At 50.5% G+C, this 24,453-nt stretch carries 16 protein-coding genes, 2 tRNA genes, 4 rRNA genes and 1 pseudogene; 11 read left to right on the top strand and 12 right to left on the bottom strand.

The window, feature by feature from the left end; translation table 11 throughout:
• Nucleotides 1-62: 62 nt before the first annotated feature.
• From tsaA to metN, 5 genes are all read right to left on the bottom strand, one after another.
• Entirely contained in the window at nt 63-779 is a 717-nt protein-coding gene (gene tsaA / locus DUT67_RS04580; RefSeq protein ID WP_113626761.1) for a tRNA (N6-threonylcarbamoyladenosine(37)-N6)-methyltransferase TrmO, read from the bottom strand.
• Nucleotides 776-1,186: an Rcs stress response system protein RcsF gene (gene rcsF / locus DUT67_RS04585; RefSeq protein WP_113626762.1), complete on the bottom strand. Its 411-nt coding sequence runs from the start codon at nt 1,184-1,186 to the stop codon at nt 776-778. The genes tsaA and rcsF overlap by 4 nt, the downstream gene beginning before the upstream one ends.
• Nucleotides 1,187-1,506: 320 nt before the next feature.
• Entirely contained in the window at nt 1,507-2,322 is an 816-nt protein-coding gene (locus DUT67_RS04590) for a MetQ/NlpA family lipoprotein (RefSeq protein WP_039272834.1), read from the bottom strand.
• Between the two features lie 65 nt (nt 2,323-2,387).
• Complete coding sequence (locus DUT67_RS04595; protein WP_011095030.1) at nt 2,388-3,041, bottom strand: methionine ABC transporter permease MetI; 654 nt, start codon at nt 3,039-3,041, stop codon at nt 2,388-2,390.
• Nucleotides 3,034-4,065 carry a methionine ABC transporter ATP-binding protein MetN gene (metN, locus tag DUT67_RS04600; protein WP_113626763.1) on the bottom strand — a complete coding sequence of 344 codons (1,032 nt, stop codon included), beginning with the start codon at nt 4,063-4,065 and terminating at the stop codon, nt 3,034-3,036. Before metN ends, DUT67_RS04595 begins: the two co-directional genes overlap by 8 nt.
• A gap of 180 nt (nt 4,066-4,245) precedes the next feature.
• Between metN and gmhB the strand changes: the two genes are divergently transcribed.
• The 9 genes from gmhB (at nt 4,246) to DUT67_RS04645 (ending at nt 13,481) form a co-directional block, all read left to right on the top strand.
• Nucleotides 4,246-4,809 (top strand): D-glycero-beta-D-manno-heptose 1,7-bisphosphate 7-phosphatase, encoded by a 564-nt coding sequence (gene gmhB / locus DUT67_RS04605; RefSeq protein WP_113626764.1) that lies wholly within the window; start codon nt 4,246-4,248, stop codon nt 4,807-4,809.
• Nucleotides 4,810-5,190: 381 nt separating this feature from the next.
• Nucleotides 5,191-6,733 (top strand): 16S ribosomal RNA (locus DUT67_RS04610).
• A 142-nt stretch (nt 6,734-6,875) separates the two neighbouring features.
• Nucleotides 6,876-6,951, top strand: a tRNA-Glu gene (locus DUT67_RS04615).
• A gap of 228 nt (nt 6,952-7,179) precedes the next feature.
• Nucleotides 7,180-10,085, top strand: a 23S ribosomal RNA gene (locus DUT67_RS04620).
• Between the two features lie 129 nt (nt 10,086-10,214).
• Nucleotides 10,215-10,330, top strand: a 5S ribosomal RNA gene (gene rrf / locus DUT67_RS04625).
• Nucleotides 10,331-10,348: 18 nt separating this feature from the next.
• Nucleotides 10,349-10,424: transfer RNA gene (locus DUT67_RS04630), tRNA-Thr, on the top strand.
• A 36-nt stretch (nt 10,425-10,460) separates the two neighbouring features.
• Nucleotides 10,461-10,576: ribosomal RNA gene (gene rrf, locus DUT67_RS04635) — 5S ribosomal RNA — on the top strand.
• The 16S, 23S and 5S rRNA genes sit together here with 2 tRNA genes alongside, the layout of an rRNA operon.
• A gap of 105 nt (nt 10,577-10,681) precedes the next feature.
• A protein-coding gene (locus tag DUT67_RS04640; RefSeq protein ID WP_113628139.1) for an IS3 family transposase occupies nt 10,682-11,937 on the top strand; the annotation gives its coding sequence in 2 pieces (ribosomal slippage) (nt 10,682-11,033 and nt 11,033-11,937; 1,257 coding nt in all).
• A 263-nt stretch (nt 11,938-12,200) separates the two neighbouring features.
• The gene (locus DUT67_RS04645; protein WP_113628045.1) at nt 12,201-13,481 is read left to right on the top strand and encodes an MFS transporter; all 1,281 of its coding nucleotides are present in this window, start codon (nt 12,201-12,203) and stop codon (nt 13,479-13,481) included.
• Here DUT67_RS04645 and DUT67_RS04650 read toward each other — a convergent pair.
• The 5 genes and pseudogenes from DUT67_RS04650 to trxC form a co-directional block, all read right to left on the bottom strand.
• Nucleotides 13,478-13,796: pseudogene (locus DUT67_RS04650) on the bottom strand (YfiM family lipoprotein). The gene DUT67_RS04645 and the pseudogene DUT67_RS04650 overlap by 4 nt on opposite strands.
• Nucleotides 13,797-13,858: 62 nt before the next feature.
• On the bottom strand, nt 13,859-15,214 hold the full coding sequence (gene pssA, locus DUT67_RS04655; protein WP_113628046.1) for a CDP-diacylglycerol--serine O-phosphatidyltransferase: 1,356 nt from the start codon (nt 15,212-15,214) through the stop codon (nt 13,859-13,861).
• 199 nt (nt 15,215-15,413) lie between these two features.
• The gene (locus tag DUT67_RS04660; RefSeq protein ID WP_113628047.1) at nt 15,414-18,062 is read right to left on the bottom strand and encodes a bifunctional acetate--CoA ligase family protein/GNAT family N-acetyltransferase; all 2,649 of its coding nucleotides are present in this window, start codon (nt 18,060-18,062) and stop codon (nt 15,414-15,416) included.
• Nucleotides 18,063-18,094: 32 nt separating this feature from the next.
• Nucleotides 18,095-18,847 (bottom strand): tRNA-uridine aminocarboxypropyltransferase, encoded by a 753-nt coding sequence (locus DUT67_RS04665; protein ID WP_317616508.1) that lies wholly within the window; start codon nt 18,845-18,847, stop codon nt 18,095-18,097.
• Nucleotides 18,848-18,993: 146 nt separating this feature from the next.
• Nucleotides 18,994-19,413 carry a thioredoxin TrxC gene (trxC, locus tag DUT67_RS04670; protein WP_048261939.1) on the bottom strand — a complete coding sequence of 140 codons (420 nt, stop codon included), beginning with the start codon at nt 19,411-19,413 and terminating at the stop codon, nt 18,994-18,996.
• 249 nt (nt 19,414-19,662) lie between these two features.
• Between trxC and DUT67_RS04675 the strand changes: the two genes are divergently transcribed.
• Both DUT67_RS04675 and DUT67_RS04680 read left to right on the top strand, forming a co-directional pair.
• Nucleotides 19,663-20,814 carry a tRNA/rRNA methyltransferase gene (locus tag DUT67_RS04675; RefSeq protein WP_113628048.1) on the top strand — a complete coding sequence of 384 codons (1,152 nt, stop codon included), beginning with the start codon at nt 19,663-19,665 and terminating at the stop codon, nt 20,812-20,814.
• Nucleotides 20,815-20,883: 69 nt separating this feature from the next.
• Nucleotides 20,884-21,333, top strand: a complete 450-nt coding sequence (locus tag DUT67_RS04680; protein ID WP_048261935.1) for a DUF3574 domain-containing protein — start codon at nt 20,884-20,886, stop codon at nt 21,331-21,333.
• Nucleotides 21,334-21,526: 193 nt separating this feature from the next.
• Here the strand turns inward: DUT67_RS04680 and DUT67_RS04685 are convergent, their stop codons facing one another.
• A complete protein-coding gene (locus DUT67_RS04685; RefSeq protein ID WP_113628049.1) occupies nt 21,527-22,711 on the bottom strand; it encodes a NupC/NupG family nucleoside CNT transporter in 1,185 nt (394 codons plus the stop codon).
• 204 nt (nt 22,712-22,915) lie between these two features.
• Nucleotides 22,916-24,451: a multidrug efflux MFS transporter permease subunit EmrB gene (gene emrB, locus DUT67_RS04690; RefSeq protein ID WP_048261932.1), complete on the bottom strand. Its 1,536-nt coding sequence runs from the start codon at nt 24,449-24,451 to the stop codon at nt 22,916-22,918.
• Nucleotides 24,452-24,453 lie beyond the last annotated feature (2 nt).

Raw genomic sequence — 24,453 nt, forward strand, 5'->3', positions numbered from 1 at the left:
CGTGGGCGGCGTGTCAAAAGAGAGCAGGGACAATTTTAGAATATATTGCTGTGGTTCGCGTATTAACTCGTGTGAGACGGGTCGAGGCTTAACACTTCAGTTTGTTCCCCGCATACGCGCCAGCGCACATTGAATTCCAGTAGCAAAACGGCGTATTCCCGTGTGGTACTTTCTCCTTTGCGGTAGGCAGGGCGCGGATCCTGTGCCAATACCTGTGAGATAAAGCGTTTTAGCTGGGGATATTTCTTTTGATGTTCTGCGATCTGGTTTTCCGCAAGCGGAGAAAAAAGTACTGGCATCGCGGCATCGGGTGCCATTTGGGCAAAACCCGCTCGCGCCTGAGGATGACTTTCTGCAAAGGGTAGATAAGGTTTTATATCGACTATCGGTGTGCCGTCGACCAGATCAAGGCTGCCTAATTCAAGTGTAATCGCATCGCCTTTTGCTCGGATCCCTTTTAATTCAACCAATGACATGCCAATAGGGTTGGGACGGAAGGTAGAACGCGTCGCGAAAACGCCCGTGCGTGTGTTTCCTCCCAGGCGCGGTGGCCGCACAGTCGGACGCCAGCCGCCTTCCATCGTTTGATGAAAAATGAACAATATCCAAATATGGCTGAAATCCTCCAGCCTGCGGACACACTCCGCCTGATTATACGGCGGTAATAGCTGAAGCTCTCCGCCTCCATCTTCAATCAGACCCGGCTGCCGCGGAATGGCAAATTTTTCTTTATACGGTGAGCGGATAACCCCGATCTGATTGAAAACAAATTGACTCATTGTGCAGAGACTTTCAGCGCTGTGCCCTGACAAACAACCTGGCTGTAGCAACCCGCGACACCGCTGACAGTTTGGCATTCATGCAGTAAAACCGCATTCGCCTTCATTGCCGTTGCGCGGTTCTGCATTCTTTTACGCGCACTTGCCGCGTTTGGGGGAGAATCCTGAGCGCTAACCTGACATGAAGAACCGGAAACTTCGCCCATATCACGGAAAGGTTTACCGACTAATTCTTCTGCACTTTTATACAACACCGCTGGCGTTGGGCGAGCCGCAGGCTTCGGTTTCGGCGCAGGTTCTGCAGGTTTAGTTTCAATAACGGGTTGAGGAGCCGGTGCCGGTGGCTTCTGAAATAAAGAACAGCCTGTCAGCGACATTGCCAACAATATAAAGGGAACAGCACGCATTAAGGATTCCTCTGCTTTTTCTCAAAGAGCGAGTATTGAAGCAAGCAATTGCACAAATAACAAGACGGGCCGTAGCCCGTCTTGCAGATATCTTTTAATTAAACGTGTATACACGTCATACTTCAAGTTACATGTACGTTGGCGGCGCTACTCGGCCAACGTGTGTGGGCCTCGCCCCGTAGGGGCCGCTGCAAGCAGCGTTCAAATCTGCCTTTGGCAGATTTGTCAGTCACCCGAATCACTTACTTGAGTAAGCTCATCGGGACTCTCTCGCTTGCCGCCTTCCTGAAACTTGAATTATTTAGCGTATAATTATTGGATTACCAGCCTTTCACCGCGCCGCCATTAAAGATTTTATTTGCTGCATCGTTCACTTCATCAGACTGGTAAGCCTGAACGAATTTTTTCACGTTTTCAGCGTCTTTGTTGTCTTCGCGTGAAACCAGCAGGTTTACATACGGAGAGTCTTTTTCTTCAACAAACAGGCCATCTTTCGTTGGCGTCAGGTTAATCTGGCTAGCGTAAGTGGTGTTGATGACGGCCAGAGCAATTTGCGCATCATCTAAAGAACGTGGCAGTTGTGGCGCTTCCAGTTCAACCAGTTTGATATTTTTCGGGTTTTCGGTCACATCCAGTACGGTTGGCAGCAGACCAACGTTGTCTTTCAGTTTAATCAAACCGACTTTCTGCAGCAGCAGCAGAGAACGACCCAGATTGGTTGGGTCGTTTGGCAGCGCAACTTGAGCGCCATCTTGCAGCTCATTCAGCGATTTGATTTTTTTGGAGTAACCCGCAATCGGGTAAACAAAACTGTTGCCGACAGAAACCAGTTTATAACCACGATCCTTGATCTGCTGATCCAGATAAGGTTTGTGCTGGAAGGCGTTCAGATCGATGTCACCTTTGCTCAGGGCTTCATTTGGCAACACGTAGTCGTTAAATGTGACTAACTCAACGTCCAGACCGTATTTGTCTTTTGCCACTTTCTGTGCAATTTCTGCAACCTGTTGTTCTGCGCCAACAATAACGCCGACTTTAATATGATTAGGATTCTTCTCTTCCTGACCACATCCCGCTAGCGCCAGAGCACCAATGAGTGCGCCAATGGTCGCAATAGATTTCAGTTTAATCGCCATATCCTTACCCCTAATTATCTATTTTCTTGGCAGATGCCTTTAGGCAAATGCGTATTGTGATGAGACTACTTGTGTGTGACAGCTTTTACTGCCCTGTCGCCGCAGAATTGAATCAGGTAAACCAAAACAACGAGTAATATTAATACCGTATTCATGACCGTCGCGTTATAACCAATATAACCATACTGATAACCAATTTGACCTAAGCCGCCTGCGCCCACGGCTCCACCCATAGCAGAATAGCCTACGAGCGTGATTAACGTGATGGTTGCGGCATTAATTAGCCCCGGTAACGCTTCTGGCAGTAATATTTTTTTGACGATCTGCATTGGCGTCGCACCCATCGCACGGGCGGCTTCGATCAGGCCAGTCGGAATTTCAAGCAGCGCGTTTTCCACCATACGGGCAATAAACGGTGCCGCACCGACGGTGAGAGGAACGATGGCCGCTTGCAGGCCAATAGAGGTTCCGACAATGATGCGGGTAAAAGGAATCATCCATACCAGCAAAATAATGAACGGAATCGAGCGGAAAATGTTTACCAGTGCAGAAACGGTCCTGTAGATCTTCGGATTGGCGATAATTTGTCCCGGACGCGTGGTATACAATAAAACGCCCACGGGTAAGCCAAGCACAAAACCAAAGAAGCCAGAAACAAACGTCATCGCGACGGTTTCCCATACTCCCTTAGCCATTAACCACATCATTGCTTCAGACATAACCCAGAACCTCAATAGTAACGTGACTTTCCTGCAGGAATTGGATTGCGGCTTTGATATCCACATCGTTGCCATGCATTTCTGCCAGCATGATGCCGAATTTGACACCACCGGCATAATCCATCTGGGCGCTAATAATATTGTTGTTGACGTTAAAGCGTCGAGCTACCTCGGACAGCAGCGGAGCATCCACCGATTTGCCCGTAAATTCCATGCGTAATAACGGTGTGGTATCTGGGCGATTGTCAGGGGACAGACGGGTGAGGTAATCGTCTGGAATATCCAGGTGTAATGTTGATTGAATGAATTTCTGCGCCAGCGGTGTTTTCGGATGCGAGAAGACTTCACTTACTGTGTCTTTCTCGATGAGTCGTCCGTCACTGATAACCGCAACCTGATCGCAAATGCGTTTCACCACATCCATTTCATGTGTAATAAGAAGAATGGTTAGGCCAAGACGGCGATTAATGTCTTTCAGTAATTCAAGAATCGAGCGAGTCGTTGCGGGATCTAACGCGCTGGTTGCCTCATCACACAGCAGCACTTTAGGATTGCTCGCCAACGCACGCGCAATGGCGACACGCTGTTTTTGTCCGCCGGACAAGTTGGCTGGGTAGACATCGTGTTTATCTGCTAGCCCAACCAACTCCAATAATTCGTTTACGCGCTTGGTAATGTCAGCTTTTGGTGTGTTATCCAATTCCAGCGGAAGCGAAATGTTGCCAAAAACGGTGCGCGAAGAGAGCAGGTTGAAATGTTGGAAAATCATGCCGATTTGCCGGCGTGCGCGCGTCAGTTGGCTATCTGACAGTTGAGTTAGCTCTTGTCCACCAACCAGCACTTTCCCTTCTGTTGGGCGTTCCAATAAATTGACGCAGCGGATCAATGTACTTTTACCTGCGCCCGATGCGCCGATAACGCCATAGATTTGCCCGGCAGGAACATGAAGGTTGACATCAGCAAGTGCGGTAATGCTCCGCCCGTTCTGCTGGAAAACCTTAGTAATATTAGAAAGTTCAATCATATGTTTTTATCGTAAGTGCCTATGGCTGGATAAATCAGTTTCTGTATTAACAGAAGATGAAATGGATGTTAGGGCGTCTAGACGTCTAAGTCAATCGGGATTGTCACTGTCCTGCATTCTCTCCGTGGGCGAAAACATGCGATACTGCCGCGTAATTTACGCCATTCAGGAGCAAAGTCAGTGGCACAAAGCATTCCAGCAATTTTTCTTGATCGTGACGGCACGATTAATGTTGATCACGGTTATGTTCATGAGATTGACAACTTTCAATTTATTGATGGTGTCATCGACGCCATGCGAGAGTTGAAGGGCATGGGGTTCGCGCTGGTTGTTGTGACTAATCAGTCCGGCATCGCCCGCGGTAAATTTACAGAAGATCAGTTTATGCAACTGACGGAATGGATGGACTGGTCGCTGGCAGATCGCGGTGTTGATCTGGATGGCATCTACTTTTGTCCACATCATCCTGAAGCTGGTGAAGATGAATACCGCCAGACTTGTGATTGTCGTAAGCCTGAGCCTGGTATGCTGCTTTCCGCACAGAGCGAGTTGCACATTGATATGGCGGCTTCTTATATGGTGGGAGATAAGTTAGAGGATATGCAGGCTGCAATTGGCGCTGGTGTGGGAAATAAATTACTGGTTCGCACTGGTAAACTCGTGACCGAGCAGGGCGAAGCATTGGCTGATGATGTGCTGGAAAGCCTCGCAGAGCTGCCAAAATGGATAAAAATGCGCAGTTAACAAGCGGAACGAATGAAAGATGCGCAAACGGAAAAAAGTTTACTAGATTTGCTTGCGCTTCTGAATCGGCTCCCTATAATGCGCCTCCATCAACACGGCGATGTGAACACACAACCGGGTTGATAAAGAAAGAGAAAACGCTTTAAAATAAACGTTGACTCTGAAGGTGATAAGCGTAACATGCGTCACCTCGCGAAGCGGATAAGACCGCAACGCACTGCTCTTTAACAATATAATCAGACAATCTGTGTGGGCACTCACAAGACCGTATCTTAACGATATAAAAAGTCTTGAAGAGTGAACAACAGTGAAATTCATTACGAATAAACAGTTTTAATTCTTTGAGCATCGCTGACGAGTTCAGCAAATCAAACAAATCTTAAATTGAAGAGTTTGATCATGGCTCAGATTGAACGCTGGCGGCAGGCCTAACACATGCAAGTCGAGCGGTAGCACAGAAGAGCTTGCTCTTCGGGTGACGAGCGGCGGACGGGTGAGTAATGTCTGGGAAACTGCCTGATGGAGGGGGATAACTACTGGAAACGGTAGCTAATACCGCATAACGTCTTCGGACCAAAGAGGGGGACCTTCGGGCCTCTTGCCATCAGATGTGCCCAGATGGGATTAGCTAGTAGGCGGGGTAATGGCCCACCTAGGCGACGATCCCTAGCTGGTCTGAGAGGATGACCAGCCACACTGGAACTGAGACACGGTCCAGACTCCTACGGGAGGCAGCAGTGGGGAATATTGCACAATGGGCGCAAGCCTGATGCAGCCATGCCGCGTGTGTGAAGAAGGCCTTCGGGTTGTAAAGCACTTTCAGCGGGGAGGAAGGCAGTAAGGTTAATAACCTTGCTGATTGACGTTACCCGCAGAAGAAGCACCGGCTAACTCCGTGCCAGCAGCCGCGGTAATACGGAGGGTGCAAGCGTTAATCGGAATGACTGGGCGTAAAGCGCACGCAGGCGGTCTGTTAAGTTGGATGTGAAATCCCCGGGCTTAACCTGGGAACTGCATTCAAAACTGACAGGCTAGAGTCTTGTAGAGGGGGGTAGAATTCCAGGTGTAGCGGTGAAATGCGTAGAGATCTGGAGGAATACCGGTGGCGAAGGCGGCCCCCTGGACAAAGACTGACGCTCAGGTGCGAAAGCGTGGGGAGCAAACAGGATTAGATACCCTGGTAGTCCACGCTGTAAACGATGTCGACTTGGAGGTTGTGCCCTTGAGGCGTGGCTTCCGGAGCTAACGCGTTAAGTCGACCGCCTGGGGAGTACGGCCGCAAGGTTAAAACTCAAATGAATTGACGGGGGCCCGCACAAGCGGTGGAGCATGTGGTTTAATTCGATGCAACGCGAAGAACCTTACCTACTCTTGACATCCAGAGAATTTGCTAGAGATAGCTTAGTGCCTTCGGGAACTCTGAGACAGGTGCTGCATGGCTGTCGTCAGCTCGTGTTGTGAAATGTTGGGTTAAGTCCCGCAACGAGCGCAACCCTTATCCTTTGTTGCCAGCGCGTAATGGCGGGAACTCAAAGGAGACTGCCGGTGATAAACCGGAGGAAGGTGGGGATGACGTCAAGTCATCATGGCCCTTACGAGTAGGGCTACACACGTGCTACAATGGCGTATACAAAGAGAAGCGACCTCGCGAGAGCAAGCGGACCTCATAAAGTACGTCGTAGTCCGGATTGGAGTCTGCAACTCGACTCCATGAAGTCGGAATCGCTAGTAATCGTAGATCAGAATGCTACGGTGAATACGTTCCCGGGCCTTGTACACACCGCCCGTCACACCATGGGAGTGGGTTGCAAAAGAAGTAGGTAGCTTAACCTTCGGGAGGGCGCTTACCACTTTGTGATTCATGACTGGGGTGAAGTCGTAACAAGGTAACCGTAGGGGAACCTGCGGTTGGATCACCTCCTTACCAAAAAAAGATGTGTGTTACGTGAAGTGCTCACACAGATTGTCTGATGAAAATACTGAGCAAGCGCACCTGTTGATGTCATGAGTGTAGACTCATGCTGACGCGATAGTGCCGGATTTTTAATTCGGTACGGATTTTTCGTGTCCCCATCGTCTAGAGGCCTAGGACACTGCCCTTTCACGGCTGTAACAGGGGTTCGAATCCCCTTGGGGACGCCAATCCGATAATGAGTGAAAGACATTATCACCAAATATCTTAAAGATGATTCTTTGGAGTCATGTTTACGATATTGCTCTTTAACAATCTGGAACAAGCTGAAAATTGAAACATGACAGCTGAACATACAGGACTGCCTTCGGGTAGGTCGTGATGAGTCAGTCTGTCAATGAGTCTCTCAAATAATCGCAGCGCGATGATGAATCGAAAGAAACATCTTCGGGTTGTGAGGTTAAGCGACTAAGCGTACACGGTGGATGCCTAGGCAGTCAGAGGCGATGAAGGGCGTGCTAATCTGCGATAAGCGTCGGTAAGCTGATATGAAGCGTTATACCCGACGATACCCGAATGGGGAAACCCAATGTGTTTCGACACATTATCATGACATGAATACATAGTGTCATGAGGCGAACCGGGGGAACTGAAACATCTCAGTACCCCGAGGAAAAGAAATCAACCGAGATTCCCCTAGTAGCGGCGAGCGAACGGGGAGGAGCCCAGAACCTGAATCAGTTTGTGTGTTAGTGGAAGCGTCTGGAAAGTCGCACAGTAAAGGGTGATAGTCCCGTACACAAAAATGCACAAGTTGTGAGTTCGATGAGTAGGGCGGGACACGTGACATCCTGTCTGAATATGGGGGGACCATCCTCCAAGGCTAAATACTCCTGACTGACCGATAGTGAACCAGTACCGTGAGGGAAAGGCGAAAAGAACCCCGGCGAGGGGAGTGAAATAGAACCTGAAACCGTGTACGTACAAGCAGTGGGAGCCTACTAGTTGGGTGACTGCGTACCTTTTGTATAATGGGTCAGCGACTTATATTCTGTAGCAAGGTTAACCGTATAGGGGAGCCGCAGGGAAACCGAGTCTTAACTGGGCGTTAAGTTGCAGGGTATAGACCCGAAACCCGGTGATCTAGCCATGGGCAGGTTGAAGGTTGGGTAACACTAACTGGAGGACCGAACCGACTAATGTTGAAAAATTAGCGGATGACTTGTGGCTGGGGGTGAAAGGCCAATCAAACCGGGAGATAGCTGGTTCTCCCCGAAAGCTATTTAGGTAGCGCCTCGTGAACTCATCTTCGGGGGTAGAGCACTGTTTCGGCTAGGGGGTCATCCCGACTTACCAACCCGATGCAAACTACGAATACCGAAGAATGTTATCACGGGAGACACACGGCGGGTGCTAACGTTCGTCGTGAAGAGGGAAACAACCCAGACCGCCAGCTAAGGTCCCAAAGTCATGGTTAAGTGGGAAACGATGTGGGAAGGCACAGACAGCCAGGATGTTGGCTTAGAAGCAGCCATCATTTAAAGAAAGCGTAATAGCTCACTGGTCGAGTCGGCCTGCGCGGAAGATGTAACGGGGCTAAACCATGCACCGAAGCTGCGGCAGCGACACTTAGGTGTTGTTGGGTAGGGGAGCGTTCTGTAAGCCGTTGAAGGTGGCCTGTGAGGGTTGCTGGAGGTATCAGAAGTGCGAATGCTGACATAAGTAACGATAATGCGGGTGAAAAACCCGCACGCCGGAAGACCAAGGGTTCCTGTCCAACGTTAATCGGGGCAGGGTGAGTCGACCCCTAAGGCGAGGCTGAAAAGCGTAGTCGATGGGAAACAGGTTAATATTCCTGTACTCGGTGTTACTGCGAAGGGGGGACGGAGAAAGCTAGGTTATCCGGGCGACGGTTGTCCCGGTTTAAGCGTGAAGGTGGATGACTTAGGTAAATCCGGGTCATTGTTAACACTGAGGCGTGATGACGAGTCACTACGGTGATGAAGTAACCGATGCTACGCTTCCAGGAAAAGCCTCTAAGCTCCAGGTAACATCAAATCGTACCCCAAACCGACACAGGTGGTCAGGTAGAGAATACTCAGGCGCTTGAGAGAACTCGGGTGAAGGAACTAGGCAAAATGGTGCCGTAACTTCGGGAGAAGGCACGCTCCTGTCGGTGAAGTCCCTTGCGGATGGAGCTGGCGGGAGTCGCAGATACCAGCTGGCTGCAACTGTTTAATAAAAACACAGCACTGTGCAAACACGAAAGTGGACGTATACGGTGTGACGCCTGCCCGGTGCCGGAAGGTTAATTGATGGGGTCAGCCGCAAGGCGAAGCTCTTGATCGAAGCCCCGGTAAACGGCGGCCGTAACTATAACGGTCCTAAGGTAGCGAAATTCCTTGTCGGGTAAGTTCCGACCTGCACGAATGGCGTAATGATGGCCAGGCTGTCTCCACCCGAGACTCAGTGAAATTGAACTCGCTGTGAAGATGCAGTGTACCCGCGGCAAGACGGAAAGACCCCGTGAACCTTTACTATAGCTTGACACTGAACCTTGAGCCTTGATGTGTAGGATAGGTGGGAGGCTTTGAAGCGAGGACGCCAGTTCTTGTGGAGCCAACCTTGAAATACCACCCTTTAATGTTTGATGTTCTAACGTAGACCCGTAATCCGGGTTGCGGACAGTGTCTGGTGGGTAGTTTGACTGGGGCGGTCTCCTCCCAAAGAGTAACGGAGGAGCACGAAGGTTAGCTAATCCTGGTCGGACATCAGGAGGTTAGTGCAAAGGCATAAGCTAGCTTGACTGCGAGAGTGACAGCTCGAGCAGGTGCGAAAGCAGGTCTTAGTGATCCGGTGGTTCTGAATGGAAGGGCCATCGCTCAACGGATAAAAGGTACTCCGGGGATAACAGGCTGATACCGCCCAAGAGTTCATATCGACGGCGGTGTTTGGCACCTCGATGTCGGCTCATCACATCCTGGGGCTGAAGTAGGTCCCAAGGGTATGGCTGTTCGCCATTTAAAGTGGTACGCGAGCTGGGTTTAGAACGTCGTGAGACAGTTCGGTCCCTATCTGCCGTGGGCGTTGGAAGATTGAGAGGGGTTGCTCCTAGTACGAGAGGACCGGAGTGAACGCACCACTGGTGTACGGGTTGTGATGCCAATTGCATTGCCCGGTAGCTAAGTGCGGAAGAGATAACCGCTGAAAGCATCTAAGCGGGAAACTTGCCTCGAGATGAGTCTTCCCTGGGCACTAGATGCCCCTGAAGGGCCGTTGAAGACGACGACGTAGATAGGCTGGGTGTGTAAGCGTAGCGATACGTTGAGCTAACCAGTACTAATGACCCGAGAGGCTTAACCTTACAACACCGAAGATGTTTTGGTGTGATGAAAGACTCATATAAAACGAAATTCAGCTTGTTCAAAGATTGGTTCTGATGGTTGTGCGAGCGCGTAAGCAGTGCATAACGGTTGGGATGAAACAGAATTTGCCTGGCGGCGATAGCGCGGTGGTCCCACCTGACCCCATGCCGAACTCAGAAGTGAAACGCCGTAGCGCCGATGGTAGTGTGGGGTCTCCCCATGTGAGAGTAGGGAACTGCCAGGCATCAATTTATACAGGTGCGCTGATATGGCTCAGTTGGTAGAGCGCACCCTTGGTAAGGGTGAGGTCCCCAGTTCGACTCTGGGTATCAGCACCAGTGATTTGGGTTAATGTTCGGCTTAAAAAGAATTTACCTGGCGGCGATAGCGCGGTGGTCCCACCTGACCCCATGCCGAACTCAGAAGTGAAACGCCGTAGCGCCGATGGTAGTGTGGGGTCTCCCCATGTGAGAGTAGGGAACTGCCAGGTTTCAATTAAAACAAAAGGCCATCCTTAATCGGATGGCCTTTTGTTTATTCCGTGATCCGTCCTGAATAGCGTTGACACGTCCCTGACTTAAATACGGAGAACGTGATGATGACTGAGTTCAAACGTACCCAACGTGATTATCCTCTATCCTTTAAAATAGCCGTCGTTGAACAGGTCGAAAAAGGCGAGATGACCTATAAACAGGCCCAGCAGCGATATGGCATTCAGGGGCGCTCCACCGTTCTTGTCTGGCTGCGTAAATATGGCCAGCTTGACTGGAGTCCCGGACTTCCTGACCTGATGAAAAGGAAACTGCTTGTGGCTCAGACAAATACCCCACTTACACCCGAGCAAAGAATCAAAGAACTTGAAGAGCAGCTTAAGCTGGCGAATCAGAAAGCTGAGTTTTTTGAATCTGTTATCAACGTCCTGAAAAATGATTACGGGGTAAGTGTCGTAAAAAAGCGGCCCGGCAAGTCCTTGCGCAGAGTCAGGCCCCAAAAGTCACCGTGACACGCGCATGCCAGCTCCTGGGGCACAGCAGACAGGCATGGTACCAGCATAATGCAAGGTGCAATAAACGACATGAACACAATAGTCAGGTTCTTGATTTTATTGCCCGAGTTCGGTGCCGTCAGCCACGTATAGGCACACGCAAACTCCACTCTCTGTTGAACCGTCAGGCAGGTGAAACACTCAATATCGGGCGTGACCGCCTGTTTAGCCTACTGGGTAAACACCGGCTTCTGGTACCCGTAAAGCGGGCATACCACAAAACGACCAACAGCCATCATCGTTTTTACCGGCATCCGAACTTGCTGAAGTCTGGCCCCGAACAGGTTACTGTCCTTCAGCCGGAGCAAGTCTGGGTCGCCGATATTACTTATCTACCAGTACGCAGTGGCACGGTCTATCTGAGTTTGGTCACGGATGCCTGTTCCAGAAAAATCATGGGTTACCATGTAGGGGATAATCTGCAAACTGAAAATGTGGTAAAAGCCTTCAAACGTGCGTTACGACAAAGAAAAACAAAAGGGCCGTTGATACACCACTCTGACAGAGGGCTACAATACTGTTCAGCGCTTTACCAGTCGGTACATGAGAGAAATGGGATAACCTGTTCAATGACAGATGGTTATGACTGCTATCAGAATGCGCTGGCTGAACGGATAAACGGCATCCTGAAAAATGAGTTTTTACTCTCTCGCCCAGCTAATCTGGCACAAGCGAGGAAAATGGTAAAAGAATCTGTGGCGATTTATAACCATGAGCGGCCACATCAGGCCCTGAAATACAAAACGCCCGATGAGGTTCATCAGGCGTTTTACAGGCAGAAAACTGTCAACCCATATCAGGACTAGTCACCGATTTCAGATTGTTAGATCTTCTCTTCTATCCGAATAAAAATTTCTGCTTACCTTCTTAATTAACTCACCTAATAATAACGTATTGTTTGTCATCATTTTATTTGTCTATCCTTCAATTAAGGATAATTAAAGGCGCTGGGTTACGCTGTTGCATTAATAAATTATTACAATCAGGAACTTTTTGCCTCTGGGTTTAAGTACTGCTTTACTATAACGGGCATCGTTTTATGCTCAGAAAAACAGGAGAATAAAATAGGATGACTGATCTAACGGAAAATGCGAAAGATACGCGTCAGCGTATTCGAGCTATAGTTGGCGCTTCATCGGGTAATTTGGTTGAGTGGTTTGATTTTTATGTTTATTCCTTTTGCTCAATCTATTTTGCCCACATCTTTTTCCCTTCGGGAAATACCACCACTCAATTACTACAAACCGCAGGGGTTTTTGCAGCAGGCTTTTTAATGAGACCGATAGGCGGTTGGCTTTTCGGTTACATTGCTGACAAGCATGGTCGTAAAAATTCAATGCTAATTTCGGTTTGCATGATGTGTTTTGGATCTCTGGTTATTGCATGCTTACCAGGGTATGAAACTATTGGTACTTGGGCACCCTTATTACTGTTATTAGCCCGTTTATTTCAGGGGCTTTCTGTCGGTGGGGAATACGGTACCAGTGCAACGTATATGAGTGAAGTTGCCGTTGAGGGAAGAAAGGGATTCTATGCTTCTTTCCAATATGTCACGTTGATTGGTGGTCAGTTGCTTGCGCTGTTGGTCGTCGTGATATTACAGCAGATTCTGAGTGATGAAGATTTGCGTGCATGGGGGTGGCGTATTCCTTTTGCTCTCGGTGCGGTTCTGGCTATTGTGGCGCTTTATTTACGCCGTTCGCTGAATGAAACATCTGATAAAACGACGCGTGGACATAAAGATGCTGGCTCTCTTGCGGGCTTGTGGAAACATCGTCGCGCCTTTATTACCGTACTGGGTTTTACGGCAGGTGGGTCTTTAGCTTTTTATACGTTCACGACTTATATGCAAAAATATCTGGTGAACACGGCAGGGATGCATGCGAAAACCGCTAGCGGGATAATGACCCTCGCATTGTTTGTCTTTATGCTACTGCAGCCTTTCTTTGGTGCGATGTCGGATAAGATTGGCAGACGTAGTTCAATGCTCTGCTTCGGCGGGTTTGCGGCACTACTGACGGTTCCTATTCTGACGGTTTTACAGAATGTGACTAGTCCTGTCCTTGCTTTCTCGTTGGTGATGCTTTCTCTGATTATTGTCAGCTTCTACACATCGATCAGCGGTATTTTAAAAGCAGAAATGTTCCCGCCTGAAGTGCGTGCGTTAGGCGTAGGCTTATCTTATGCGGTTGCTAATGCGTTGTTCGGTGGATCTGCTGAGTATGTTGCGCTTTCGCTGAAATCTTTTGGTATGGAAACCGCTTTCTTCTGGTACGTATCAGCGATGGGGGCGGTTGCGTTTATTGTGTCGTTAACGCTGCATCGCAGAGGCAAAGGGATGAAGCTTTAGTTTTCAGATAATTGCCATAATGCATAGCCGGTGGTTGCACCGGCTATATCCCAAACAAGATCTTGCCAGCTCCACCCTGTTCCGCCTTCCCGACTATCATAAAGCTCTTTTGCCATGCCTACGCTGATTGCCAGCATAATACCGAATCCTCCGCTACGATCTGAGCTCCAGCGCTGATGAGTACCATATTCATATCCGGCGGCGCTGATGGCGGCTGAGGCGAGAAAATGTTGAGCTTTATCCTGTCCAGCGATCTTGGGCAATATGGCTACATCCAGAGCAGCAAATTATTGCTGCAACACACAATAAGCGCATAGTTTTCCCCATGATAATAAAAAACCTCGGAAGCCGAGGTTTTTCAAAGTATAGCGCGGGTTTTAGAGAATACGACTGATGAGCCGGTCTATACGAATACGGCGCAGACGTCGTATCAGCTTACGTACTTTCACTGGATATTGCGCGATGCTCTCCAGCTCCGTGTAGCTTTTTACGACGTGAGTGTGCGTTCTGATCGTATCCAATTCATCCAGACGTTGTTGCAATAGAACCTGCTGAGGATCATGAATCAGGATCGCGTTTTCTAGATCCAGGCGCCATGCGCGAGGGTTAAGGTTGTTCCCCGTCAGCAACTGCCACTTGTCATCTACCCACATGCCTTTCAGATGGAAGCTGTTGTCGCCGTCTTTCCATAGTCGTACAACAAGCTGTTTGCTCTCAATGTAGCGCTCCAGACGACTGAGGAAGCGGCGCAGGTTGATCTCGTAGAGATACGGCAATGCGCCGATGATTTTGAAAGGCTGGTCTTCTGGAATATAGAAGTCATTAGCGGTCTTATCGCCAATAATGATTTCTACTTTTTTGCCGTCCCGCAATAGCCGAATGATATTTCTGACCAGCAGCGCGGGCAGGTTGAAATAGGGAGTACAGATGACCACATGCTCATCAGCACAATACATCAGGTGATGTATGGTCTTATTCAGCGGGCTCTGTTTTCCTAACCCAACCAATGGCGTGACGGTTAATTCATTGGCATCAGCGCTGTGTCCCGGGGCCTGATAACTGGCGGTACGCAACGTTTGACGGAACTGCTTGATATCATTTTTGATTTCCAGACTTTTTGGACGATCGGTATGATCCAATCGCTGTACTGCCGGTGCGGACAGCATGGTCTGGATATATTGCACCATCGTATCAGCCAATACGGGGTTATGAATCAGCTGATAGCGGTCATAACGGTATTTCTGATGCTGATGCAGATAAACATCATTCAGGCTGGCTCCGCTGTAGATGACAGTGTCATCGACAATGAATCCTTTCAGGTGCAGTACACCTAACGCTTCACGTGTGTTGACCGGAATACCATAGATAGGGAAATGTGTATCTGGATGCTTTTTCGCCATATCGCAATACCAATCGGCATTGGTATTTTCTGCTGCTGCGCCGATCCTGCCGCGCTGAGCACGATGCCAGTCTACTAAAACACGGACGTCCAGTTCAGGGCACTGCCGTTTGGCTTCATAAATTGCGGATAGAATTCCGATACCGCCGTCATCACGCTCAAGATATAAGGCCACAATATAGACGCGCTTTTTAGCACGTAGAATGGCGTTAGTCAGCGTCGTGCGGAAAAGCTCCGGCGAATGCAACGTCTGAACATCATCTGCGTTCTGAGGAATTCTGGGCAGTTGTGCAAGGTGCTGTTGGTATTTATTGCGTTTAAAATTTGACAGCATCACAGTGCGTTTCTTCTCTCATCAGTTTATACCCGCCATACTTCAAGCTGCGCTAAGGTATATGACCTTCTGGTCATTATCAAAAGTTAAGGAGTAGCCGAATGAGCGATAATACCATTACTTTCCGGCCGTTGTGAGCCTGTTTTGCCGTTGGTTGGCATCGCCATCGCTGTTGCAAGAGCCATATCACATCCTGCGATCAGTCTTTCAGCGGCAATTCCAACGTCACAATACCCTCTTCTAATTGTACGTCGATGTGAAAACCAAGCTTTTTGGACAGTTGAATCATGCCTTGATTATGCGGCATGGTGATGCCGGTCAAGCGGGAGAGGCCATGCGTCCGAGCGTAATCAATCAACTTTTCCAACAGTCGTCTGCCAAGGCCAAGTCCTTTCAGATCGGATCGCACCAGCACGGCAAATTCCGCATCGGTATTATCAGGATCTGAAATCGCGCGTGTCACGCCAATAATTTCCGTCTCTTCCCCACGCTGTCGCACGGCAACGAATGCCATCTCACGATCGTAGTCAATTTGTGTCATATTGGCTAAGTCTTCGTGAGTAAATTCATTAATTTCGCTGAAATAACGGTAATACAGATCTTCTTTCGTCACCCTTGCGATGAACGAACTGAGCAGCGGTTCATCTTCCGGTAAAATTGGCCGGAACAGGCAAGTATCGTTATTTTTGAGGATAACCGTTTCTTCCAGCTCATGTGGATAGGGGCGGATTGCCAGCCTTGACTGCGGATCGCCACTGAATGGCGTCAGATGCAGCGTGACATCCAGCAGTGTAAACGTGTCCCCGGACGCCAGCAGAGGGTGGATGTCTAGCCGGGAAATTTCAGGGCAGTCGAGAATTAAGTTGGAAACCTGAACCAGCAAGCGGCTGAGCGCGGGAATATCCAGCGGACGCAGAGCGCTGTATTCCCGAATCTTACCGCCTTTCACTGCCTGTAATACCAAATAGCGGGCCAGCGTCATATTTAGCGGAGGTAGTGCGACGGCAGCCTGCTTTTCTCGCCATTCCACGCCACCTTCTCCCAACATAATCAGCGGACCGAAAACGGGATCCTGTTCAACGGCAATCCTGAGTTCCTGTGCACCCGCGCGATTTGCCATGCTCTGCACTAACAGGCCGTAAATGCGTGCCTGCGGATAGGTGCGTTTCACTCGGTCAAGAATTGCATCTGCCGCCTGCTGGACTTCTCGGGCGGTTTGCAGATATAGCATGACGCCCTGAACTTCTGATTTGTGCGGAATATCTGGCGATCTCAGCTTAATTGCGACCGGATAGCCAATTTGCTCGGCGATATGAACGGCTTCGGCGCTGTCGCCAGCAATCCAGGTGGGTAACGTATTCAAACCATAAGCTTGCAGAATTGGCTGGACTTCATGCGTATCGAGCTGAGTCACACCATCCGACAGCGCCTGATGAATCAGCGCGTGCGCTTGACTGGCATTGATACCTAAATTCAGCGGCAGTGCCGGAGTTTCCTTGAGCTGTTTCTGATTACGCCGATACTCGACGATATGCATAAATGCCGTTACCGCGCCTTCTGGTGTGCGATAGGTCGGAATGCCTGCATCGTTAAATAAGCGGCGTGCTTCCTGCGAGGAGAACTCACCGCACCAGTTGGTCAGCAACGTAATTCTTTTCCCACGCGGATGCTGTTGGAAGAGCGTAATCAACTGCGCGGCGCAATCGGTACTCGGGGCGGCGGCGCTGGGCGCATGAATAATTAAGAGTGCATCGATTTCATCGCTGTCTAGCAATACAGAGACCGCAGCCAGATAACGGGATGCGGTTGCGTCATCACGCAGATCGAGCGGATTACCGAGAGTGACGGTTTGCGGCAGCACTTCCTGTAGCGCTTGTCGAGTCGCATCGCTGAGCGGTGCGAGTTTGCCTTGCCGACTGAGTAGCTGATCCAGCGCCTGTGCAGCCGGTGATGCGCCATTGCTTACCAACATCAAGCGTTCACCGCGCAGCGGTCGCAGGTGGCTTAAGGTTTCCACTGCGGAAAAAAGCTCATGCGTGTCCCGTACGCGCAGTAAACCCGCACGTTGAATGGCTGCATCATAGGCGGCATCAAGGCCGTGGCGCTGGTCATTTAGCAACTGCTGTGCCTGCTGGCTACGACCGCTTTTTATCACCAGTATCGGTTTATTTCGGGACGCGCTGCGGGACGCGGAAAGGAAACGACGTGCATCGCTGATGTGTTCCAGATGCAGCAAAATCGCACTGGTTTTGCCATCGCGAGCCAAGAAATCTAACAGGTCGTCGACATCGATATCCAGGCTGTCGCCCAGAGCGATGAAATAGGAAAAGCCGATGCCGCGCTGTTGTGCCCAGTCCAGTATCGTGTTGGAAACCGCGGCTGATTGCGAAATAAATGCCAGCTTGCCTTTCATAATAGGAACGGGGGAGAAACTGGCATTCAGACCTTGCCAGGGCGCGAGCAGCCCGAGGCTGTTGGGGCCAAGCAGGCGCATGTGGTAGCGCACTGCGCAGGCCTTTAATTCGCTGAACTGGGTCGGCGGTGCGGAGAGGATGATGACGGTTTTGCAGCCTTTCTGCCCCAGCTCCTCTAACAGCGTTAGATTACGGCTAGCGTTGGTACAAATCACGGCAAGGTCGGGCGTGATGGGCAGACTGGTGACGGTGGGATAGGCCAGCACGCCGCAAACGGCACGATACTTTGGCGTAACAGGTAGCACGGGGCCGCTGAAATGGCCGTCTAGTAGGTTTTTCATCATCAGAAAACCGGCTCGTCCCGGTTTTTCTGACGCGCCGAGAACGGCGATAGACTTAGGGCGTAACAGTGCTTCCAATCCGCGCTGGCTCATGCGTCACTCCTTCACATCAATCCCCTTTGATACTAAACGCTTTCTGCCGGTTTTGCTGTGACGATGGGTAAACTTTCCTGCAAATGGTGGTGTGGTTTCCCCGCCAGATAGTGTCGGCGGAAGCGATCAAAATGCTGTGATAGTGCGTCGGCCGCGACAATATCCCCCGCCTGTGCGAGCAGAGCGATGGCAATCTCGGCGGTGCAATGCTGTCCTGCACTGTTGGCTTCACGCAACTGGTAGCGGGACAGCGCCTCTACATTCAGCGACAGGATCGGCAGATTGTCCAGATAGGGACTTTTGCGGAACATTTTACGCGCTTCCGGCCAAGTCCCGTCGAGTAAGACAAACAGAGCAGGCTTTTCTGTTGCGGGAAGCTGTTGAAACACCTGACGTCCTTCTTCCGCGGCATCGGCAAGGAAGACCAGATACGGCTGAACGTTCGGATCTTGCAGAGTAGCAAGCAACTGGGGATCGGGCTCAGTGCGTGACCAGCGAAACGCCTGCGTGTCGGGCAGAATATCGGCAATGAGGCGTCCGGTATTACTTGGTTTTAACGGCTCGGTATCAAACATCACCAGACAGACACGGCTACGGGATTGCTGCGCCTGAATGGTGTGACACAGGCAGTTGATTGAGGGCAATAAACATTGCTGGCAGCGTACTACGCGGCAGCCGCGTGCGCGAAATGGTTTGGTGGACTGCTCAAGACGTTGTTGGCGCAGGCGGAGTACGGCATTGTTTCCGATGAAAGGACGGTTTGCCATAGATGGGCGGTTGATCATGAAATTAGTGACGCCATGAGATTCTGCAACGAACCTGCTTCGTTTTCATTATTGGGAAGCCAGTTCAGAAAGGCGACATTCTAATCGACAGACGGGTTGACCAAAAGAGGCGGGGCAATAATGCCCCACATTTCTACCGCGTTTCGCTACAGCGATTCATCTAGCCAGCTTTCAAACTGTGCTTTTGGTAGTGCACCGTTGAGGATGTCGACCATCTGGCCCTGTTTGAAGATCATTAACGTTGGGATACTGCGGATACGGAAACGGGCGCTGAGTGCGGGTTCAGCTTCGGTATTCACCTTAATAAAGCGGATTTTCCCGCTGCGCTCCTGCGCGACGTTTTCAAACACAGGGGCAAAGTTGACGCAGGGGCCGCACCAGGGAGCCCAGAAATCGATCACAATGGGAAGATCGTCCTGTAACAATTTATCGAGCGTCGCTTCAGTGGCATTGATGATACCACCGCTGAATAAGGTTTCTCCGCAACGACCACATTTTGCATGGTCATCAACACGCTCTTCTGGCAGGCGATTGGTTGTTTGGCAAGATCCACATACCGTATTCATAACAGGGCCTCAGATAAAAGGGCTAAAATAAAGATGTCGCTGATAAAATGCGCGCAATGCTGCATTAGAAGGTCAACGGCATGGCGCGTAAACGTGAATAAATTATGGTGGGGAGACATTATGGCAACAACGTGGTTTGCCCAATAGCTACAATAGCTTCTGACTGTTAGCGCTCTTTTACCACAAGCGTGTGGCTAAGCGGGTGTACATAAGGTAATCTTCGCGCCCAGCGCGTAGGTGGAGAAAACAATGAGCGATTCATTCAATAGTAAAAGCGGCAAAGTCCGTGTGATGTACGTCCGCAGTGATGATGAGGGCGAGAAAGACAATAAAAACAAGCGTCCTGCTGATAAAGATCGTCGTGGCGATCGACGTGATGGTGGTGGCTCTCGCGATCAGCGTGAAAAGCCGAAGCATCCGCGTGATGTTAACCCGCGTTATGCCCGTGAAAATCCGTCACGCGACGGCGATAGCAGTGCGAAAACGCCGTGGGGCAATAAAGATCGTAACGAACGCAGCAGCGACAAGCCTCGTCGCCCGCGTGGTGAAGACACTGGTGGTTATGAATCACCGTGGAAAACCGTGTCTCGTGCGCCAAGCGAGAGCGATACGCCGGATCACGGCGGTATTACTGGCAAGAGCCAGATCGATCCTGAACAACTGCGTCGCCAGCGTCAGGAAGAAACACGCGTCTACGGTGAAAATGCCTGTCAGGCGTTGTTTAAAAATCGTTCTGAGGTGATTGTTCGTGCCTGGTTCCTGCAAGAAGTGACGCCGCGTTTCCGCGATGCACTGCGCTGGATGGCGGCGAACCGCAAGGCTTACCACGTTGTGGAAGAGGAAGAGCTGATTAAGGCTTCCGGCACTGAACACCACGGCGGCGTCTGCTTCCTGATTAAAAAACGTCAGGGAATGGATGTGCGTGAGTACCTGAAAACGGCTGGCGAGAATGACTGTGTACTGGCGCTGGAAGATGTGGGTAACCCGCATAACCTCGGCGGCATTATGCGTAGTTGTGCGCATTTCGGCGTGAAAGGTGTCTTAGTTCAGGATGCGGCGCTGCTGGAGTCCGGTGCTGCGGTTCGCACGGCAGAAGGCGGTGCGGAACATGTTAAAGCGATCAACGCTGACGACTTCCTGTCTGTGCTAGCGGAGTTCCGTAACGCTGGCTACACCATCGTGACCACCTCTAGCCATAAAGGTACGGCATTGTCGCAAGCAACGCTTCCGGCGAAAACCGTGATTGTGCTGGGTCAGGAAGGTGATGGCCTGTCAGATAGCGCCTGGCAACAAGGGGATGTAAAAGTCTCTATCGGCGGTACTGGTAAGGTTGAAAGCCTGAACATTTCAGTCGCAACGGGCATTTTGCTGTCCGAGTGGTGGCGACAGAATCAAGCCTGATATCACGCGTCAATTCTCAGGGGGAATTTGCTCCCTGAGAAGGCATCACCATGGATGAGAGAACGATTGATGAAGCAGAAAAAGCAGAAAGTTATCGCGGTATCGTTACTGTTGGGCGCGTTGCTGGCAAGCGGCTGCAGTTCTCTGCCGCGCTCATCCACTACTGTTGCCGCTGTACCAACCGCTGATGTATGCCAAATTGGCGACAAGCAGGTACAGACCACGCTGTATTTTGGTTTGAACCGTCCTGCTGGCCCGGCGATTTCTGATGCCGAATGGAAAGCATTTCTGGACGGTGAGGTGACGCCACGCTTTAAAGAAGGGCTGACGGTGTTTGATGCCAAAGGACAATGGCTGGGGAACAATGGACTGGTTGCCCGAGAGAACAGCAAGGCGCTGATGTTGATTCATGGCGCTGATAAAGAGCGCGATATCGAAGCGCTGCGCACCACCTATAAATCACGTTTCGCGCAGGAATCCGTTATGCGGATTGATGCCCCTGTCTGCGTCGCCTTCTGATTTTTTCATCAGCCCCTTTTTAGGGGCTGATTCATATCGTTTGTAATCCCATCGACAGAACAAGAACGGTGATAATGGGATAGAAGAGTAAAGCGTTTGCGCCATGGATGGCGCAACCCGAGCGTACAGGGATGTATTCACAGCGTCTTTACGATCTACCCATTATCACCGCTCGACTGACTTTTATCACATATTACAGCACCAATCCCGCCACTGCCGCAGACAGCAAACTCACCAGTGTAGAACCGTAAACCAGCTTCAGACCAAAGCGTGATACCACGTTGCCCTGTGCTTCATTCAGCCCTTTGATTGCGCCTGCGATAATGCCAATTGATGCGAAGTTGGCGAAGGAAATCAGGAAGACAGACAAAATTCCCAAACCGCGCGGCGACATTTCTGCCGCGATCTTCTTCAATTCGATCATGGCAACGAATTCATTGGCCACCAGCTTGGTTGCCATGATGCTGCCTGCGTTCAGGATATCGGAAGACGGAATGCCGATCAGCCAGGCCAGCGGTGAAAAGACATAGCCCATGATAGCCTGGAAGCTAATGCCAAAGACGGTGCTGAACAGCGCATTGACGGCGGCAATCAAGGCCACGAAGCCGATTAACATCGCCATAATAATCATCGCGACTTTAAAACCAGCAAGAATGTATTCCCCCAGCATTTCAAAGAAACTCTGGTCTTCATGCAGCTTTTCCAGCTTCAGTTCTGGTTCGTCGTCAGGCAGATAAGGGTTGACGATAGATAGAATGATAAAGGTGCTGAACATATTCAGAATCAGTGCCGCAACGACGTATTTGGCGTCCAGCATGGTCATGTAAGCGCTGATGATCGACATAGAAACGGTCGACATTGCCGTTGCGGCCATCGTGTACATCCGCCGTGGCGACATGTCGGCGATGATGCCTTTATAGACGATAAAATTCTCTGATTGCCCCAGCATCAGCGTACTCACAGCGTTAAACGACTCCAGTTTCCCCATTCCGTTAACCTTGGACAGCAGCGTGCCAATGCCTTTGATAACCAACGGTAAAATTTTCCAGTGCTGCAAAATCCCGATCAGTGCGGAAATAAAGACGATAGGGCAGAGCACATTGAGGAAAATAAAGGAAAGCCCCTGCGCATTCATGCCGCCAAATACGAAATCGGTCCCTTGATTGGCGAAAGATAATAGCTTTTCAAACAAACCGGCAAAGGAGCTAATCGCGTTAAGCCCAATGCTGGAATGTAAAAGGAAATAGGCCAGCAAAATTTCAATCACCAGCAGTTGCACGATAAAGCGCACTCGGATGCGTTTTCTGTCGTGACTGACGAGTAATGCCAGTAAAAAAATGGCAGTCGTTGCCAAAATGAAATGTAAAACCTGTGACATAGAGAACCACTCAATCCCCGAATAAAAGAGGCGCATTGTAATCGGAATGTGAAAATATGTTTATCCCGAATCTGTAAATCCTTATTCACTACGGCGCTATAAAAATGGGGAGGTGTATTCGAGTAATCAGGGAAGGTGGGAATGTGACAAAAGGGTTCCCCTTCGCCAGTGATTGGCCGAAGGGGAAAGGAGGCTTATGACGGGTTAGTGCGCGCCTCCACCTCCACCGCCGGTGGTAAAGGGCGGTCTGGCGAACCAGACCAGCACCAATAGCACCAGAAATACGGCTGCGGCGCCCCAGAAGATCTCGTTGGCGGAAATAATCAGCCCCTGAGCCGTAATCTGTTCTGCGATGTAAGCCGAAGCCTGCGTTTGACTCATCCCCATTGCCTGAAGCTGCTGGTACGTTTCCTGCGCTATCGGGTTATACGGCGTGATAGATTCCGTCAAGTGCGCATGGTGCAGCGATTCTCGCTGCGTCCAGAGCGTGGTGGTCAGCGATGTCCCGATTGAACCTGCCAGCGTTCGTGCAAAGTTCGACAGACTCGATGCTGCCGCCAAACGTTCAGGCGGAAGACCCGACAGCGTGATAGTCGTCAGCGGCATGAAGAAGCAAGCGACGGCAAACCCCTGTACGAACTGCGGCCAGGCTGATGCACCGAAATCCATACCCGGCTCAAAGGTGTACGCACGCCAGTAAAAACAGACCGCGTACATAATAAAGCTGAACGTCACCAGCTTGCGCATATCCAGACGCGGCGCGAATCGACCGATAATCGGCGACAGTACCACTGGCATCAGCCCAACAGGTGCGGATGCCAGCCCTGCCCAGGTAGCAGTATAGCCATACACCTCCTGCAACAGCTGCGGCAAGAGCACGATCGACCCAAAGTAGAACATATAGGCGAGGCTGATACACAGACAGCCAATGGTGAAGTTGCGCGACTTAAATAGGGATAAGTCCACCACCGGATGGTCGTCCGTCAGCTCCCAGACAATCAGGAACGCGATTGCAATCACCGCCACCACGGTGAGGGTGATAATTTCCGTCGAGTTAAACCAGTCCAGCTCTTTGCCTCGGTCGAGCATCATCTGAAGGCTACCGATGCCAACGACCAACAACGCCAGCCCGATGGTATCGATGGGCTTGATCTCTGTTTTGGTTTCCCGTCCGCGCAGCGTTTGCAAGGCAATAAACACCACGGCGATGCCCAGCGGAACGTTGATGAAGAATATCCAGCCCCAGTGATAGTTGTCGCTAATCCAGCCGCCCAGAATAGGGCCACAGATCGGTGCGACGACTACGGTCATTGACCACAGTGCCAGAGCGATACTGCGTTTTGCGGGAGGATAATTACTTAGCAACAAACTCTGTGACAGCGGGATCAGCGGCCCAGCGACAATCCCCTGCAATACGCGGGCGAAAATCAGCATTTCCAGGCTGGTGGACATCCCACACAGCCAAGAGGTCAGTGCGAAGAGTGCCGTTGACCATAGAAACAAGCGGACTTCACCAAACCGTTTTGCTAGCCAGCCAGTGATAGGAATAGAGATGGCGTTAGCGACCCCGAACGAGGTGATGACCCACGTTCCCTGTGAGTTGGACGCACCCAGATTACCGGCGATGGTCGGAATAGCGACGTTGGCGATGGTGGAGTCCAGCACCTGCATAAACGTTGCCAGCGACAGAGCAACGGTCATCCAGGCGAGACTCGCGCCTTTAAGCGGTTTTCTCTGCACGT

This window comes from Pectobacterium peruviense (assembly GCF_003312355.2).
Lineage (GTDB): Bacteria > Pseudomonadota > Gammaproteobacteria > Enterobacterales > Enterobacteriaceae > Pectobacterium > Pectobacterium peruviense.

Coding starts and splice junctions, on each gene's coding strand:
- trxC (WP_048261939.1), bottom strand. CDS start 19,413: ATGAATACGGTATGTGGATCTTGCCAAACAACCAATCGCCTGCCAGAA.
- DUT67_RS04680 (WP_048261935.1), top strand. CDS start 20,884: ATGAAGCAGAAAAAGCAGAAAGTTATCGCGGTATCGTTACTGTTGGGC.
- pssA (WP_113628046.1), bottom strand. CDS start 15,214: ATGCTGTCAAATTTTAAACGCAATAAATACCAACAGCACCTTGCACAA.
- DUT67_RS04665 (WP_317616508.1), bottom strand. CDS start 18,847: ATGATCAACCGCCCATCTATGGCAAACCGTCCTTTCATCGGAAACAAT.
- tsaA (WP_113626761.1), bottom strand. CDS start 779: ATGAGTCAATTTGTTTTCAATCAGATCGGGGTTATCCGCTCACCGTAT.
- DUT67_RS04675 (WP_113628048.1), top strand. CDS start 19,663: ATGAGCGATTCATTCAATAGTAAAAGCGGCAAAGTCCGTGTGATGTAC.
- DUT67_RS04685 (WP_113628049.1), bottom strand. CDS start 22,711: ATGTCACAGGTTTTACATTTCATTTTGGCAACGACTGCCATTTTTTTA.
- DUT67_RS04645 (WP_113628045.1), top strand. CDS start 12,201: ATGACTGATCTAACGGAAAATGCGAAAGATACGCGTCAGCGTATTCGA.
- DUT67_RS04590 (WP_039272834.1), bottom strand. CDS start 2,322: ATGGCGATTAAACTGAAATCTATTGCGACCATTGGCGCACTCATTGGT.
- DUT67_RS04595 (WP_011095030.1), bottom strand. CDS start 3,041: ATGTCTGAAGCAATGATGTGGTTAATGGCTAAGGGAGTATGGGAAACC.
- rcsF (WP_113626762.1), bottom strand. CDS start 1,186: ATGCGTGCTGTTCCCTTTATATTGTTGGCAATGTCGCTGACAGGCTGT.
- metN (WP_113626763.1), bottom strand. CDS start 4,065: ATGATTGAACTTTCTAATATTACTAAGGTTTTCCAGCAGAACGGGCGG.
- DUT67_RS04660 (WP_113628047.1), bottom strand. CDS start 18,062: ATGAGCCAGCGCGGATTGGAAGCACTGTTACGCCCTAAGTCTATCGCC.